The organism is Rossellomorea sp. ABR4_004, assembly GCF_056159585.1.
This window is the reverse complement of the sequence record NZ_JBSWVM010000003.1, coordinates 112,252-128,031: the sequence shown is the minus strand read 5'-3', so window position 1 is coordinate 128,031 and position 15,780 is coordinate 112,252. Positions and strand designations below refer to the sequence as shown.

The following is a 15,780-nucleotide window of genomic DNA, read 5'->3' as shown; positions in this document are numbered from 1 at the left end:
AGTTTATTTTCCTATTTATTTAATCAATTAGGCAAAAATGATTATTTTAATCAATTCATAAAAACTTAATGATTATCATTCAGATTAAAATTGAATTTATGATAGAATATAGTCCGGAGGGAGTCATATGAAAAAATGGATGATTGCTTCACTGTCTCTCATGATTCTTGTTGCCGGTTGCAGCAATAAGCCTCAAGAAGTGATGGATGAAGAAACACTTGAAATTCAAAATAATGCAGCTGGAGAAGCGCGCGAATATTTAAATTATAAAGTGAACAAAGAGAAAAAATCAATCAATCGTGGTCTCATTACGATGATGATTAATAATCGAAGTGATATGGATGAAATTGAAACTGGCCTCATGTCTTTATCCACCGAGCATTTTTCACCAGAGGATTATGTATACCAGGAAGGTCAATATCTTAAGGATTTAGATTCATGGTTGGGAAGGAAGTCTAAATCAAATAAATCAGGGCTTAATCCTGCTCTGGAAATTAAGGATGATATGGGCTGGGAACAACAAATGGAGATTGAAAAAAAGAATCCCATGTATCTCGCATATATCCATGAACAGAACTACGTTGACGCAGAAGGGAAAATAAAAGGGATTTCCCTCGGTCTTGCTATGAATACCGTAGATTATATTCGTGTCGAAGATGAAAATAAGCTCATGCATTTTGATGAGGTAAAGATCGATGACCCACAGTTGGAAGAATACGGAAAAGAGATAGCCAACACCGTTGTCAGTAGGGTGAAAGCCAATAAGGAACTAAAAAATGTCCCTGTACTGATATCCCTATACAAACTTCAACCATTGAATAGCGTAGTGTCAGGCAACTATATTACTTCCAGCTATGTTGACGAAAATGATAAGACTGCAAAAAAATGGAACGATGTAACGGATAAATATTATTACTTCCCTAGTGATGAAGGGGAAGAAAAAGATCGAGATCTACATAATCGGATACGTGATCTAGAAGATTATGTTTCGAAATTTTTTTCACACCAGGATATTGAGTTTGTCGGAAAAGGCTTATACCAAAAAGACACCTTGAATAAACTCGTGATTGATGTTCATACAGGGATGGTGAAAGAAACAGAACTAATAGGCTTTTCTCAGGCGATTGGACCTGAGATTGTTGATTACTTCCCTCACACCCCTGTTTACCTCTATGTGAAAACACCTAAAGGTCTGAAAGCAACCATTGTAAAAGAAGTGGACCAGGAACCATTTGTTCAAATCCATTAGCATAAGATGAACAAAAAGAGCATCTCTTAATACATTAAGAGGTGTTCTTTTTGTGTAGAAATCTTTTTAAAAAAGATTTCTCATTTTTTTGAAATTTGGTAAAATAAAGAGTCGATTTATTATAGATACGGGGGAGACAGAATGAAAGTGTTTTTAGATTTAAAGTGGTTTTTTCTGCAAGAGAAAAAATCATATATCACTGGAACTATCCTGCTTTTATTTGTAGCATGTCTTCAATTGATCCCACCAAAGATTGTAGGGATCATTGTGGACAGTATTAAAGAGAACACATTGACCCGTCAAGACATGCTGAAATGGGTTCTTATCCTCATCGCCACGGCTCTATCGATGTACGGACTTCGGTTCGTATGGAGAATCATGATTTTTGGTTCAGCGACCAAACTTTCCCGTTTGCTCCGGAATCGTTTGTATCATCATTTTACCAAAATGTCACCCTCGTTTTATCAAAAGAGAAGAGTCGGTGATTTGATGGCGCATGCTACAAATGACCTTCAAGCGATTCAACAAACCGCAGGAGTTGGAGTATTGACATTTGTAGATTCCATATCTACAGGAGGATTCGTGATACTGGCCATGGCTTTTACAATCAGTTGGAAGCTTACCCTTATTGCTTTGATCCCAATGCCGTTCATGGCTATGCTGACGAGTTATTATGGTACTCTTTTGCATAAACGCTTTCATAAAGCACAGGAAGCATTCTCATCCTTAAATGATAAAACACAGGAAAGTGTAACGGGGATCAAGGTTCTTAAGACGTTTGGACAAGAGAGAGAGGATATCGAATCATTTCGAAAGCAATCTGAAGATGTAGTGCAAAAGAATATAGCTGTTGCAAAAGTGGATTCCCTTTTCGATCCAACCATTTCAATAATAGTAGGAATATCTTTCTTTCTATCCATTGTATTTGGGTCAAGATTTGTCGTGAGTGGAGAACTGACAATAGGAGAATTAATCTCTTTTACTACCTACCTGGGACTTCTCATTTGGCCGATGCTCGCATTTGGATGGTTATTTAATATTGTAGAAAGAGGACGTGCGTCTTACGACCGTGTTTCACAGCTGTTAAATGAAAGGGTAGATATTATAGATCAAGAAGGAGCACTGGATCGAGTGCCTTCAGGAGATATAGAATATAAGATTGAGTCCTTTGCTTATCCAAATGAAGATGAGCATACTTTAGAGAATATTCAATTTTCCTTAAAGAAAGGTCAAACGATAGGGATCGTAGGAAAAACGGGAGCAGGTAAAACAACTCTACTAAGATTATTACTAAGGGAGTTTGAAGGGTATAAGGGCGAAATAACGTTCGGCGGGGAAAGGATCCAGGATTATAAATTAACCCGTTTACGTGAAAGTATAGGATATGTGCCTCAGGATCATTTTCTTTTTTCAGCAACGATTCTTGAGAATATTGCTTTCACTCATCCACTTACCCCGAAAGAAAAAGTGGAAGAGGCGGCTGCACTTGCGCATATCCATGATGATATCATTCATTTCAGCGACGGATACGGTACTGTGGTCGGTGAAAGAGGCGTTTCCTTGTCTGGTGGACAAAAGCAAAGGATCTCGATTGCGAGAGCACTGTTAATGAATCCAGAGGTACTCATTCTTGACGACTCATTGTCAGCTGTTGATGCAAAGACAGAGGAATCCATTTTGACATCATTAAAGGAAAATAGAGCCGGAAAAACGACCATGATCACTTCTCATCGATTAAGTGCCATTCAGCATGCAGACTTAATCATCGTTCTTGAAGAAGGAAAGGTCATGGAAAGAGGCAGTCATAGTGAATTGATGATGAAAAAAGGATGGTACAGGGAAATGTATCTGCGTCAACAGTTAGAAGAAATAGTTGAACATGGGGGATAAGTTATGGATACGATACCGACGTTAACGGCGAAAGAACAGAGAAACATATTTTTTCGTCTAATGAGATATACAAAGCCTCATAAGAAGACGATTTTATTTGCATTTTCGTTATTGCTTTTGACAACGATTGGCGATGTCTTTGGACCAATCATCATCAAGGTCTTTATAGACGATTATTTAACCCCAAGAGAATTTCCCTACGGACCCCTTGTAGGATTAGGTGCGACCTATTTATTCATACAAATTGGAAACGTGTTGATCTCATACTTTCAATTATTGAAATTTCAGGAAATAGCACTGAAAATCATTCAGCAGCTTCGTGTGGATGTTTTTACGAAGGTACAGGGATTAGGAATGAAGTATTTCGATAAAACCCCGGCAGGAAGCATTGTCTCACGAGTGACGAATGATACGGAAGCGATTAAAGATATGTTTGTGAGTGTGCTGGTATCATTCATTCAGGGAGCATTCCTATTAACAGGCATCTTTATCGCCATGTTTGCACTTAATACCCGACTTGCCTTCTTCTGTTTATTCATATTGCCGGTCATTTTTATGATTATGAATCTTTACCGCAAGTTTAGTGCTATCTTCTATCAGGATATGCGCGAGAGATTGAGTCAGCTTAATGCAAAGCTTAGTGAGTCTCTTCAGGGAATGTCCATCATTCAAGTCTTCAGGCAGGAAAAAAGACTAAGAGAAGAATTCGGTGATATTAATGAAAAACATTATTTAGCAGGAATGAAGAATATTAAAGTGGATGGATTATTATTAAGACCCGCTATTGATCTGGTGTATGTAGCTGCCCTGATAGTTGTGTTAAGTTATTTTGGCGTGACATCATTCAATCAGACTATTGAAATAGGGGTACTATATGCCTTTGTAAATTATCTGGACCGCTTCTTTGAGCCTGTCAATCAAATCATGATGAGGCTATCGATGTTTCAACAGGCCATTATTGCCTCTTCCCGTGTCTTTAAGCTGCTGGATGAAGATGAACTTTCACCTGCACAGAATGTAGAAAATCATACGAATAGGTCAATCGTTGAAGGGAAAATAACGTTTGACAATGTTTCATTCTCTTACGATGGGCAGAAAGATGTACTTAAGAATATTTCATTTACTGCAAGCCCGGGAGAAACTGTTGCTCTAGTAGGGCACACAGGAAGTGGTAAGAGCTCAATCATCAATTTACTCATGAGGTTCTATGAATTTGAACGTGGAAATATTTATATAGACGGTCAAAACATTAAGTCTTATCCAGTAGAAGAGCTCCGAGGGAAAATGGGGCTTGTCCTGCAGGATCCCTTTCTATTCTTCGGAACGATCAAAGATAATATTGCGCTTCATTCCGAAGAGATGACGGATAGAGAGGTGGAGGGAGCTGCCACATTCGTTCAAGCCAATACTTTTATAGAAAAACTACCTGAAGCATATGAACATCCAGTGGTTGAAAGGGGATCAACGTTCTCGAGTGGCCAAAGGCAATTAATCGCATTTGCGCGAACCATCGCAACCCGACCGAGAATCCTTGTCCTGGATGAAGCAACGGCTAACATCGATACGGAAACAGAAGAAGCCATTCAAGGGGCATTATCAAAAATGAGAAAAGGAAGAACAACGATCGCCATTGCTCATAGGCTTTCTACCATTCAAGATGCAGATCTGATTCTGGTCCTTCATAAAGGGGAGATTGTAGAGAGAGGAAGTCATCAGGAATTACTTGTTCAAAAAGGCATTTATCATAAAATGTATCTTCTGCAAAATGGTCTAGTAGATGGTATGGAAGATGCCGTTTCTGGTTCTTAAACGTATAAAGGGCAGACCCTACAGATGAAGGGTCTGCCCTTTGTTCGTTAATATTTATATTAGAATAGTATAATTGTAATTTATAATACCTTAGCTCATTTGAGGTGAGCATTTTTTTATGTATAGGGAGTTGTAGCTATTTAACAGACGATCAAGTTCCTGACTAAATTGAATAGCTTGAGGCGACGTGAGTCCATTTTCAGCAACAATATCAATTAATTGAGCACGCTTTTTTTCAATTCGTTGGAGAAGCTCTTTTTTAGACACGGCTGTTTCCTTTCTTTTGTATGTCCTTACAAACGGAATACAAAACTAGTAATAACTGTAACTTTTTATTAGTATAACGAAAATCGAACTGTTTTTCAAAGCAAAATTATTGGTTTTTTTAAAAAGAAAAGAGAGTTTAACACATTTGAAAAAGTAAAATGTACATGTAATATAATGGTCACAAATCTTTCACACAAACATTCATCATAGAAACCGGGTTTGTTTGATAGAATAGAGATATATACTGAAATGTAGGAGTTGTAAAAATGTCTGATATTAATATTTTCTTAGCATTTGGGGCCGGTTTCCTAAGCTTCATCTCTCCATGCTGCCTTCCATTATATCCCGCTTTTCTATCTTATATAACTGGAATGAGTGTAAATGAGCTCAAAACGGATAATGCAATGCTTCAAAGAAGAAGTTTATTACATACGTTATTTTTCTTAGTCGGATTCTCGGCAATCTTTATCGCCATCGGTTTTGGTACTTCCCTAATCGGAAACTTCTTTTTAGATTATAAAGATCTCATTCGTCAGCTTGGGGCTATCTTCATTGTCATTTTTGGATTGGTAGTCATCGGCGTATTCACACCGGAAACATTGATGAAGGACCGTCGCATTGAATTCAAGAATAGACCGGCAGGCTTTTTTGGCTCCGTATTAATCGGGATGGCATTCGCTGCCGGCTGGACACCATGTACCGGGCCGATCCTTGCTTCCGTTCTGGCTCTTGCCGCATCGAATCCAGGTTCTGGCGTCATGTATATGACAGCTTACGTATTAGGATTTGCCATTCCGTTTTTCATTCTGTCATTCTTCATCGGAAGAATGCAGTGGATCAGAAAAAACAGTGGAAAGATTGTAAAGGTTGGAGGATATGTGATGATTGCGGTAGGGATCATGCTATTCTTTGATTGGATGACCGTCATCCTGGCTTACTTTACTTCGGTATTTGGAGGATTCACTGGGTTTTAAACCAAAATAAAGAATAGAATATACAGTTCATTACGTTTTATGGTATAGTTTAAATGGATGAATTAGGAAATAAAGTTCAATAGACATCGGTAGCGTATACGAGGAGGAAACATCTGTGGCAACGATACTTGTAGTGGATGATGCGAAATTTATGAGAATGACTCTTGGAAGCATGCTTTCCTCTGTTGGTCACGAAGTCGTAGGGGAAGCAGAGAATGGACTTATCGCCGTAGAAAAGTATCGTGAGCTTCAGCCGGATCTGGTCACAATGGACATCACGATGCCTGAGCTGGATGGAATAGAAGCGGTTAGAAGAATTTTATCAGAGTTTTCCCAAGCTAAAGTAATCATGTGTTCTGCTATGGGTCAACAAAAGGTAGTGGTGGAAGCCATTGAAGCGGGAGCGAAGGATTTTATTGTGAAACCCTTTGACGAAGTGAGGGTAGAAGAAGCCATCAAAAGAGTATTAGGATGATAAAATCGAAAGAGAGATTAAGGCTCTATTTAATCTCTCTTTTTTGTGTTTTCGTTTTTCCCTCATTTGGGCTATAATAGGGAAAGGTATGAAAGTAGAGAAAAAAGGATGATGATGGTTTATGATGATTGCTTCATCCATTGTTGCGATTTGCATGGGTTTTATGGTGATATTTATTAGAATGAAGGCTCAGAAAAAGCCTGTTAACAGCAAGAAGATTATCTTACCTCCTTTGTTTATGAGTACAGGTGCATTAATGTTCTTATTTCCTGTTTTTCGAGTTACTTTAGGAGAGTTTCTAGAAGCGATTGCCGTAGGAATGATCTTTTCTATATTGTTGATCAAGACTTCCAAATTCGAAATTCGTGATAATGATATTTATCTAAAACGTTCTAAAGCGTTCGCATTTATTTTGATTGGACTCCTATTAATACGAATATTGGCCAAGTCCATTCTAAGTGCATCGATCGATTATGGTGAGCTTAGTGGGATGTTTTGGATTCTTGCCTTTGGTATGATCGTTCCGTGGAGAATCACCATGTATCTTCAATATAGAAAGCTGCAACAAGAGCAACAAGATTTAACAACGAATTCAATTTAATTCACTTGAAAATAGCAGGGTGATTCCTATCACACTGCTATTTTTCATTTGGGAAATTCTTCACATGAGATTACGATTTCTTTACAAAGGAAACCAATATGCTTAAGGTTGAGGCAATTAGGGCAAAGAGAGAAATGAAGAAAATAACAAGAGATATTGGTGGGATAAGTATTGTTTACACTAGCAGATATTTGGACGTTTTTTCTGGCATTCTTTTTAACACTGCCATTGGTCACCATCGTCCATGAAGCAGGTCATATCCTCGTTGCTCGCATATTTGGTGCAAAGATAAAATTTTGCATTGGAACCGGTAAGCATTTAATGAGCATTGGTCCATTGGAAGTGAAGAGAATGTATTTTATGGAAGGCTGGTGTCAATATACAGAATTGAAGTATAACAAGGTGTGGGTTCATGTGCTTATTTATCTGTCTGGTAGTTTATTTAACCTGATTGCAATTTTAGCCATTAACTCCCTGATATTTGAAGGAGTCATCCCTGTTCACATCTTTTTCTATCAATTTGTGTATTTTTCCGTTTATTTTATATTCTTTTCATTGTTTCCTTTTCGGAATGGAGACGGGAAACCAAGTGATGGACAAGCGATACTTGACGTCATTCGATACGGTAAGGCAGAGGATCCCATTGATTAATCATATAAAAAAGGTAAACGACTATCGTTTACCTTTTTTTGCTTTCTTCCATTTATAAAACAGAAAAGCCGCACCTATAATAAAAATTAAATATAGCACAATCGGAATAATTAGTATCGATCCCATTCGCTTTCCTTCCTGTCGCCTAGAATAAATGTTCGTAAGGGGTTACATCTATTTGCATTTCGTCCAGTTTTTTTCGAAGAAACTTATGATCCCGTTTCGGAGTGGCCAGGATATACCCTCTTATGACTAATTCCTGAGTAATGGAAGAGGCTCTGTCTTTTAAAGCCAATTCTCCAATTTTACCAGCAATTTTTTGCTTCGCTACGTCTCTAAATAATTCGGGTACCGGTGTGACCAACTCATTGAGCATTTTCTTTTCCTCATCACCCCATAAATGGATGGTTTCATTCACATAATGCTCTTCCCAGTCCAAATCGGATTTTCCATCCTCTTTAGGGAATCTCTTTAAGAATTTCCTGAACATGAAGAATCCACCAATAGCAAATGAAGCCACTAAAAATACGACCCAAAACAGTATGAAATATAAGAACCAACCTTCAAGCATGTTTTCACCTCAATTTTTCAAAAAGCGTATGTATCGTATTCATTATAGACAAGGGAAAAGCTTGTGACAAGAATATCACTGTTTTTACAAAAGAAGTCTATACTGTTCTTAATTAGAAATGATATACTAATAAATAACAAATATCGCGAAAATTCTTTCTATTTCGATTCTCGTGCTTGGATGGATAGGGGGCTCACAGGATGATATATAGAGGGAGAATAGTATCAGTGCTCAGTGGACTTTTACTAGTCTTAACATGGGATTTTATTTATTACTTTGTTCTGCAATATCCAGTGGATTTGAAAGTGGATTTGGTGTTCACTCTATTGATTCTCTTTATTAGCTACTATATGGGGAAAAATTATGACACAAGCTATAAAACACTAGCTGCCCTGCGAAAGAGTGAGGAGAGAGTGAAGCTTCTAAATGAAGAAATGCAGCATGTGCTTCAGAGTATAGATGAAGTTGTCTTTCATACCAATTCCAAAGGAGAGTTTCAATTTCTGAATCAATCTTGGGAAGACTATACGGGATATACGGTTAAAGAAAGTTTACATAAGAATGCACTTCATTTTATTTCCCTACATGAACGTCATGAAATTCTTCGAATGGTAAGACAAAGTATAAGCATGAAAAAGGAGAAAATGAAAATGGACTTCTCTTATCAGAAGAGGGATGGTCATTTTCGTTGGGGTGAAGTGAATGTTAAGTTAAATTACAATAAAAACGGGGAACTTCTTGGAACGGTGGGAACCATCTCAGACATAACCGAAAGAGTACATAATGAAGAAGAATTGATTGAAATGAATGAAACGTTAGCCATAGAATCTCAAAAACTCTCTGTCGCCGGCCAATTAGCAGCTGGAATTGCACATGAGGTACGTAATCCCCTTACGTCAATTAACGGTTTCTTACAGTTATTAAGAGATGATGCCGATGAAAAGACGAAGGAATACTTAGGGATTGTCTTTTCTGAAATCAAGAGGATTGAACTTGTGTTGAGCGAATTATTGATTCTCGCAAAGCCGCAATCCGTTACATATAGACGAATCAATATCATTGAGACCCTTGATCATGTTGCGAAATTATTAAATACGAATGCCATTTTATATAATATTGAAATCCAAACCGATTTTCATGAAAGGGAGCTCCATATTCGTGGAGATGAAAATCAGCTAAAACAAGTATTTATTAACTTACTTAAAAACGCCATAGAAGCGATGCCTCATGGGGGCACGATTACGATAAGTGCAGACTTATCCTCTTATAACAAGGTTCAATTAACCTTCAAAGATGAGGGAGTAGGCATGAAAAAAGAAACGCTGGATAAACTCGGGGAGCCATTCTTCACAACGAAGACGAAAGGCACGGGCTTAGGTCTCACCATATGTCTGAGAATTCTTCGTGATCATGGTGCTGATATCAGGGTGCAAAGCGAGCAGGGAGAAGGAACCAGCTTCCATATCATGTTTGAAGCTGTTCAAGCTTCAGATAGAAAAAGGAGGGAAACTTTACAAAACCAATGAAATAAGAGCCCTTATGGATTAAGGGCTCTTTCGTGTGTGAACATATGGCGGGACTGCCTGGGAATCGAACCCAGCGGAGACGGCACGCGCCTCCCAAGAGGTTTTGAAGACCTAGGCATGCACCAGCTCTACAATCAGCCCCGAAAATAAGTATATATATGTTATACCATGGAAGAATAACTTGTTCAAATGTATTTAGAATCTATAAGTACCATTGACCTGTGTGTAAAGTGTGATGATCCATAGAGAAATAGGCTATATATTTAAAATATTTATAAGATTTAAACTTTGGAGAAATTAGAAAATTCTTCTTTACCAGTCGATTCCCCCCGTGATAAGATACTTTTTGCCGGCTTATCATAAATTGAAGAAAGCGATTTCCTACAGGGATTGCTTACCTTCTATACTTGAACATGTTGATTGAGACAGAGAGGGGAAAACAAGTATGAAAAAAGTATGGTTTTTAGGTCTGGGTCTATCTTTAGCACTGGTTGGATGCTCCGATTCAGGTTCTGACGAAGCTAAAAAAGAAGAAACAACAAATGCAACGGAAGAAGAAACAAATGTTGCTGGTGATTTAATGGATTTTTATTTAAATTTAACAACAACCGTCAATGGTGTTGATATTGATCTTAATGGATATGAAGAAGCGGTTGCTGGAGAAGAGCCGCCTGCAGGAGAAGAGTTGGAAAAAATGAAGGAAGCTGCTGCTGCATCAGCCACTAAAACGGCTAAAGCGGTAGAAGGCATGGAGATCCCTGAAAGTCTTGGTGATCAACAAGAAGCGGTGGACTCATTCAAATCCACCTTGAAAGAATCATATGATATGAAAGCTGAAGCACTCTCTAAAGAGGGCGAAACAGATTTAACTGCAGCTAATGAGAAATTAAACGAAGCAGAAAATCAAATCAAAGAAATTCTTGATGAAGCAGGATTAGTAAGCTCTAGCTTAATAAGTGATATAAACGGATGATATAATGAAAAAGCGATTCCATGTAACTAATGGATTCGCTTTTTCCATTTATATAGTCTCCTTTCTCCCTCATTTTACCTATATATAAAATGAGAGGAGGGGAAAGGATGGAAGCTATTATTTCATTCATTTCTGAAGTAGGCTTTCCGATTGTTGTCACGATGTATCTCCTATATCGTATTGAGACGAAGCTGGATGCCGTGATCACGTCGATACAAACACTACCTCAGCAGCTAAAAGAATAATAGAAAGGAGGCCCCTCATTTCACATGAGGGGCCTCCTTTCCTTCCTAATGATGAAAGGGCAATAATAATTAAAGTGATATAGGAACAATCGTTCTATAAGGTGACATTTCCTTTCACTTATAACTTCTTAGTTTGATATAATTTAGGGAGATACTCGATGACCGGAGAGGAGACAACAGCAGTGAAATTCATTCATACCGCCGATTGGCATTTAGGTAAACTGGTTCATGGCGTTTATATGACAGAAGAACAACGCTTTATATTAGAGCAATTGATAGAGCTCGTGAAAGAAGAGGAGCCCGATGCAGTCGTGATTGCAGGAGATCTATATGACAGATCAGTCCCTCCTACTGAAGCTGTAGAGCTGTTGGATGAGGTTTTATTCCGAATAAATGTTGAGTTAAACACACCTGTAGTGGCTGTATCAGGAAATCATGATAGTGCAGAACGATTATCATTTGGTTCATCATGGTACAAGCATAGTCACTTTTACTTGAAAGGGAAGCTGACAAATGACTTTACTCCAATCACAATAAATGGGGTTCATTTCCACTGCGTTCCTTATGCTGAGCCTGGTAATGTCAGACAAGTCCTTGAAGACGATTCAATCAATTCTCATCACACTGCAATGGAAGCGATTGTGAAACGGATTGAAGAAACTATGAATCCGAATGAACCACATGTCTTTGTGGGTCATGCATTTGTACTGGGGGGTAAAACCACAGATTCAGAGCGCACTCTTTCTGTTGGAGGATCCGGGTGTGTCGGTGCAGATGTGTTTAAGTCTTTTCATTACACAGCCTTGGGGCATCTTCATAGCCCAGATGCTATTAAGCATGAAACGATTCGATATTCAGGATCTCTATTAAAATACTCTTTTTCTGAAGCGAGTCAGCGAAAATCAGTGAGCATAGTAGAAATAGAACGCGACGGATCCTTCCATTTACGGGAAAGAGTACTTCAGCCCAAACAAGATATGAGAGAACTAGAGGGGCTTATGGAAGAGCTTCTTGATCCCACATTCTATCAATCCCAGAAAGTGGATGACTATTTAAAGATTATGTTACATGATGAAGGAACGCTAATCGATCCCATCAACCAATTGCGTCAAGTTTATCCGAATGTCCTTCATTTGGAGAGGAAAATGGATCTCACCGATGCCAAAAAGAAAAATACGTTCCGCGTACTAGAGGATAAGAAAAGGTCGGAGCTTGACTTGTTTAAAGAATTCTACGGAGATATGACGACAGGTGAATTTACCGATGAAAAGGAAGAAGTCCTGCAAAACGTTATTGAAAAAGCTAGAAAGGAGGTTGATCAAGTATGAAGCCTCTTCAATTAGTGATGCAAGCCTTTGGACCCTATGCAGGAAGAGAAACAATTGATTTTCGTTCGCTGGGTAACCGCACAATGTTTGTGATATCAGGGAAGACAGGTTCTGGGAAGACGACTATTTTTGATGGAATATCCTATGCGATATACGGTAAGGCAAGTGGTGAAGATCGTAGCCCGACTGAACTGAGAAGTCAATTTGCAAGTAATGATGTTATTACGGAGGTAGAGCTTACATTCAGTTTAAGAAGCAGATCGTATCGTATCTGGCGCTCCCCTCAGCAGGATAAAAAGAAAGCAAGAGGAGAAGGCTACACAACCATCAATGCCCGTTCTGAATTATACGTATACGATGAAGATGGCAAAGAACAGTTACTGGCGGCTAACGTCAGAGACGTGGATGAGAAGATCAAAGGGTTAATTCAACTGGATGCCAATCAATTCAGGCAGATTCTTATGATTCCCCAAGGGGAGTTTCGAAAGCTCTTAACTTCAGACAGTAAAGATAAGGAGCTTATCCTCCAACGTCTATTCCATACAGAGCTTTATAAGACCATCCAGGAAAAACTGAAATCTGAGGCAGACGATTTAAAGAAGTCAGTAGAAACCTCTATGGAAGAACTAACAAGGGAATTACTTAGAATTCATTTTGAAGAAAATGAAGAGCTTCAATCACTTTTATTAGAAAATCCATTGAATGACCATCATATTCTTCAACTTCTTCCAGCTCACATAGAAAGGATGGAAATAAAAGAGAAAGAATTGCAGGGTTACTATGAAAGCGTGCAGGAAAAAAGAGATGCCCTAAAAAAACAGCTTCAAGAGGCGGAAGGATTGGTCGATCATTTCAAGCTTCAAGAAAAACTAAGAGATGAGAAAGAATCCCTATTAAAAGTAAAGCCTGAAATCGAATCAATCGATCGAGACATTTTATTAGCTCAGCGAGCATCCCGTTTAGTTCCACAAGATGAGTATTGCCATAAACTTAATCGAAACTTGAAGGAACTTAAGGGTCAATTCGCTCAACTTACAGAGGAAAAGGATGCAATCTCGGAAAAGCTTATAGTAGCTAAAGAAACACTAAAAGAAGAAAAGAATAACGAAAATCACAGGGACGACGTTTCAAAGAAAATCACTCAACTCGAAGAAATGGAAAAAGATATAGATTCTCTGGATATGTTGATGAAAGATACCGAAGAAATGAAAGAAAGATATGAGCAGCAGCAAGACATTGTCAAAAAACAGACAGAACAGATATCATTTTTACAAGAAGGGATTAAATCCCGGGAGCAACGACTTGAAGAAGGGGAAAATGGTCAAGCAGATTTATTTCAATTAGAAAAGTCTTTGCAAGAGAATCAATCCTTTTTAGAACAGGTAAATGAGATAGAGAAAATGGATCAAAAATTTCAACTTGTCCAAAAGCAAGAGCAAATTTTGAAAGAACAGTATCGTCACCTTCAGAAACAAAGTTTGGATGCCTCTGAAACTCTTGCCCATTTAGAAGAGAAGTGGCACTCTGCTCAAGCTGCATACCTTGCAAAAGGACTGGTTGATCATGCTCCTTGTCCCGTTTGTGGCTCAGAGCATCATCCACAACCGGCATTTGAGGTTGATTCATTACCCGCTCAGGAAGATTTGAAAGCGGCGAAGGAAAAGCTGGAGGAACTCAACCAGGAAGAGAAAAGGATGAGCCTTGCGATCGCTCAAGAGGAAACAAAAATGCAGGGTATTCAGGATCAGATAGACGGTATCGTAAGGAAAATTCGTGAAAAGAAAAGCGAATTTAAACGGAACGAAATAGAAGATACTCTTTCTCAAGTGACATCAGAGATTGAAGACTTGAAACGTACAATGGCTGAAAAGGAAAGGGAAGTCGAACAAGCAAAGGTAATGAGGGAAGAAGTAAGAAGAGGAAGGGAAAAGCTAGAAGAATTGGACGGCTCAAGATTGAAAAACCTGGACAAGTTACAGGAACTTAATACTCAGTTCCTTACAAAGGATACCACCCTCCAAAAGGTGAAGGAAGATATTCCTTATGAGCTCAGATCAAAAGTCCAATTTAACAAAGTGTTAAAAGAGCAGAAACGAAAAAGAGAAGAGTTGAAGACGGCATACGAACGTGCCCAGGAGCAATACTATGAGCTCGAAAACATGTATAGCGTAAAAGATTCACAAGTGAGTGACAAAGAGACCCATATTGCAAAAGTTAATGCAGAGTTAAAAACAGAACGTGAAGCATTTCTTACACTTCTTACAGAACAAGGATTTTCTCACTATAGAGCATTCCAGGAGGCTAAAAAGTCTGAAGCAGAAATACTGGGTCTTCAAGAAAAGGTGAAGAAGTATGGTGAAGACCTGCGTTCGGTTTCCGATCGCCTACATGACATTGAAAAGCACTTACAGGATAAACATAAGCCTAATTTAAAAAGCATTGAAGAAAACATATCACTGGTTACCGAGGAACTTAGGCTTGTAAATGATAAACGTAATAAATTCATGACAAATACGAAAGAAAATAAGCTTATTCTTGCAAAGGTGACATCTATTAATGAAGGAATAAAGCATTTAGAAACCAGATATCAAATGGTCGGGCACCTGGCAGAAGTGGCCCGGGGACAGAATGCAAATCGCATAACATTTGAAAGATATGTGCTTGCGTCATTCCTTGAAGATATTCTTCAAGTGGCAAATGAACGTTTAATCAAAATGACGGCGGGGCGATATCAGCTGATTCGAAAAACGGATAGAAGCAAAGGAAACGTCCAGAGCGGTTTAGAGCTTCTCATATTTGATCAGTACACAGGTCAGGAACGACACGTTAAAACGTTATCCGGAGGGGAGAGCTTCAAGGCATCGTTAGCATTGGCCCTCGGACTTGCAGATGTCGTGCAGCAGTATGCAGGTGGTGTTTCACTTGAAACAATGTTTATTGATGAAGGATTTGGAACTTTGGACCCAGAATCTCTGGACCATGCCATTGAAACATTGATGGATATTCAAAGCAGTGGCCGACTAGTAGGGTTAATTTCACATGTTCCAGAATTAAAAGAGAGAATTGACGCCAGATTAGAGGTCATATCCTCTCAAAGCGGAAGCAGGACTGAATTTCAATTTCTTGCTTAGGCTTTTTAATACTTTGGATCATCCTAATTTCATCTAAAAAGGTCAAAGAGAATAGCTCTTTGACCTTTTTTTCTATTTAGGAAAAGATGC

14 protein-coding genes and 1 tRNA gene are annotated in these 15,780 nt (G+C 38.5%); 12 read left to right on the top strand and 3 right to left on the bottom strand.

Going from position 1 to position 15,780, the window contains the following annotated elements; translation table 11 throughout:
- Positions 1-127 precede the first annotated feature (127 nt).
- The 3 genes from ACXAF2_RS17710 (at position 128) to ACXAF2_RS17700 (ending at position 4,948) form a co-directional block, all read left to right on the top strand.
- Positions 128-1,249: a CamS family sex pheromone protein gene (locus tag ACXAF2_RS17710; protein WP_475140664.1), complete on the top strand. Its 1,122-nt coding sequence runs from the start codon at positions 128-130 to the stop codon at positions 1,247-1,249.
- A 141-nt stretch (positions 1,250-1,390) separates the two neighbouring features.
- Entirely contained in the window at positions 1,391-3,139 is a 1,749-nt protein-coding gene (locus ACXAF2_RS17705) for an ABC transporter transmembrane domain-containing protein (RefSeq protein WP_475140663.1), read from the top strand.
- Between the two features lie 3 nt (positions 3,140-3,142).
- Positions 3,143-4,948 (top strand): ABC transporter ATP-binding protein, encoded by a 1,806-nt coding sequence (locus ACXAF2_RS17700; protein ID WP_475140661.1) that lies wholly within the window; start codon positions 3,143-3,145, stop codon positions 4,946-4,948.
- Between the two features lie 90 nt (positions 4,949-5,038).
- Here the strand turns inward: ACXAF2_RS17700 and ACXAF2_RS17695 are convergent, their stop codons facing one another.
- Positions 5,039-5,215: an aspartyl-phosphate phosphatase Spo0E family protein gene (locus ACXAF2_RS17695; RefSeq protein ID WP_148969234.1), complete on the bottom strand. Its 177-nt coding sequence runs from the start codon at positions 5,213-5,215 to the stop codon at positions 5,039-5,041.
- 266 nt (positions 5,216-5,481) lie between these two features.
- On the opposite strand from ACXAF2_RS17695, the gene ACXAF2_RS17690 reads away from it, so the two are divergent.
- The 4 genes from ACXAF2_RS17690 to ACXAF2_RS17675 all read left to right on the top strand — a co-directional run bounded on the left by ACXAF2_RS17690 (position 5,482) and on the right by ACXAF2_RS17675 (position 7,916).
- Positions 5,482-6,189 carry a cytochrome c biogenesis CcdA family protein gene (locus ACXAF2_RS17690; protein WP_475140659.1) on the top strand — a complete coding sequence of 236 codons (708 nt, stop codon included), beginning with the start codon at positions 5,482-5,484 and terminating at the stop codon, positions 6,187-6,189.
- 115 nt (positions 6,190-6,304) lie between these two features.
- A complete protein-coding gene (locus ACXAF2_RS17685; RefSeq protein ID WP_475140657.1) occupies positions 6,305-6,664 on the top strand; it encodes a response regulator in 360 nt (119 codons plus the stop codon).
- Between the two features lie 121 nt (positions 6,665-6,785).
- Entirely contained in the window at positions 6,786-7,265 is a 480-nt protein-coding gene (locus ACXAF2_RS17680; protein ID WP_475140655.1) for a CcdC family protein, read from the top strand.
- A 171-nt stretch (positions 7,266-7,436) separates the two neighbouring features.
- The gene (locus ACXAF2_RS17675; protein WP_475140653.1) at positions 7,437-7,916 is read left to right on the top strand and encodes a site-2 protease family protein; all 480 of its coding nucleotides are present in this window, start codon (positions 7,437-7,439) and stop codon (positions 7,914-7,916) included.
- A gap of 145 nt (positions 7,917-8,061) precedes the next feature.
- On the opposite strand, the gene ACXAF2_RS17670 is transcribed toward ACXAF2_RS17675, so the two are convergent.
- The gene (locus ACXAF2_RS17670) at positions 8,062-8,487 is read right to left on the bottom strand and encodes a DUF2621 domain-containing protein (RefSeq protein ID WP_475140651.1); all 426 of its coding nucleotides are present in this window, start codon (positions 8,485-8,487) and stop codon (positions 8,062-8,064) included.
- Positions 8,488-8,687: 200 nt separating this feature from the next.
- Here ACXAF2_RS17670 and ACXAF2_RS17665 point away from each other — a divergent pair, with 200 nt between their 5' ends.
- A complete protein-coding gene (locus ACXAF2_RS17665; protein ID WP_475140649.1) occupies positions 8,688-10,013 on the top strand; it encodes an ATP-binding protein in 1,326 nt (441 codons plus the stop codon).
- 45 nt (positions 10,014-10,058) lie between these two features.
- Here the strand turns inward: ACXAF2_RS17665 and ACXAF2_RS17660 are convergent.
- Positions 10,059-10,155, bottom strand: a tRNA-Sec gene (locus ACXAF2_RS17660).
- Positions 10,156-10,458: 303 nt separating this feature from the next.
- Here ACXAF2_RS17660 and ACXAF2_RS17655 point away from each other — a divergent pair.
- From ACXAF2_RS17655 to ACXAF2_RS17640, 4 genes are all read left to right on the top strand, one after another.
- On the top strand, positions 10,459-10,986 hold the full coding sequence (locus ACXAF2_RS17655; protein WP_475140647.1) for a hypothetical protein: 528 nt from the start codon (positions 10,459-10,461) through the stop codon (positions 10,984-10,986).
- A 107-nt stretch (positions 10,987-11,093) separates the two neighbouring features.
- Positions 11,094-11,231 carry a YvrJ family protein gene (locus tag ACXAF2_RS17650; protein WP_475140645.1) on the top strand — a complete coding sequence of 46 codons (138 nt, stop codon included), beginning with the start codon at positions 11,094-11,096 and terminating at the stop codon, positions 11,229-11,231.
- Positions 11,232-11,413: 182 nt separating this feature from the next.
- Entirely contained in the window at positions 11,414-12,559 is a 1,146-nt protein-coding gene (locus ACXAF2_RS17645; RefSeq protein WP_475141276.1) for an exonuclease SbcCD subunit D, read from the top strand.
- On the top strand, positions 12,556-15,690 hold the full coding sequence (locus ACXAF2_RS17640) for an AAA family ATPase (protein ID WP_475140644.1): 3,135 nt from the start codon (positions 12,556-12,558) through the stop codon (positions 15,688-15,690). Before ACXAF2_RS17645 ends, ACXAF2_RS17640 begins: the two co-directional genes overlap by 4 nt.
- Positions 15,691-15,780 lie beyond the last annotated feature (90 nt).

Coding starts and splice junctions, on each gene's coding strand:
- ACXAF2_RS17710 (WP_475140664.1), top strand. CDS start 128: ATGAAAAAATGGATGATTGCTTCACTGTCTCTCATGATTCTTGTTGCC.
- ACXAF2_RS17705 (WP_475140663.1), top strand. CDS start 1,391: ATGAAAGTGTTTTTAGATTTAAAGTGGTTTTTTCTGCAAGAGAAAAAA.
- ACXAF2_RS17700 (WP_475140661.1), top strand. CDS start 3,143: ATGGATACGATACCGACGTTAACGGCGAAAGAACAGAGAAACATATTT.
- ACXAF2_RS17690 (WP_475140659.1), top strand. CDS start 5,482: ATGTCTGATATTAATATTTTCTTAGCATTTGGGGCCGGTTTCCTAAGC.
- ACXAF2_RS17680 (WP_475140655.1), top strand. CDS start 6,786: ATGATGATTGCTTCATCCATTGTTGCGATTTGCATGGGTTTTATGGTG.
- ACXAF2_RS17670 (WP_475140651.1), bottom strand. CDS start 8,487: ATGCTTGAAGGTTGGTTCTTATATTTCATACTGTTTTGGGTCGTATTT.
- ACXAF2_RS17665 (WP_475140649.1), top strand. CDS start 8,688: ATGATATATAGAGGGAGAATAGTATCAGTGCTCAGTGGACTTTTACTA.
- ACXAF2_RS17655 (WP_475140647.1), top strand. CDS start 10,459: ATGAAAAAAGTATGGTTTTTAGGTCTGGGTCTATCTTTAGCACTGGTT.
- ACXAF2_RS17650 (WP_475140645.1), top strand. CDS start 11,094: ATGGAAGCTATTATTTCATTCATTTCTGAAGTAGGCTTTCCGATTGTT.
- ACXAF2_RS17640 (WP_475140644.1), top strand. CDS start 12,556: ATGAAGCCTCTTCAATTAGTGATGCAAGCCTTTGGACCCTATGCAGGA.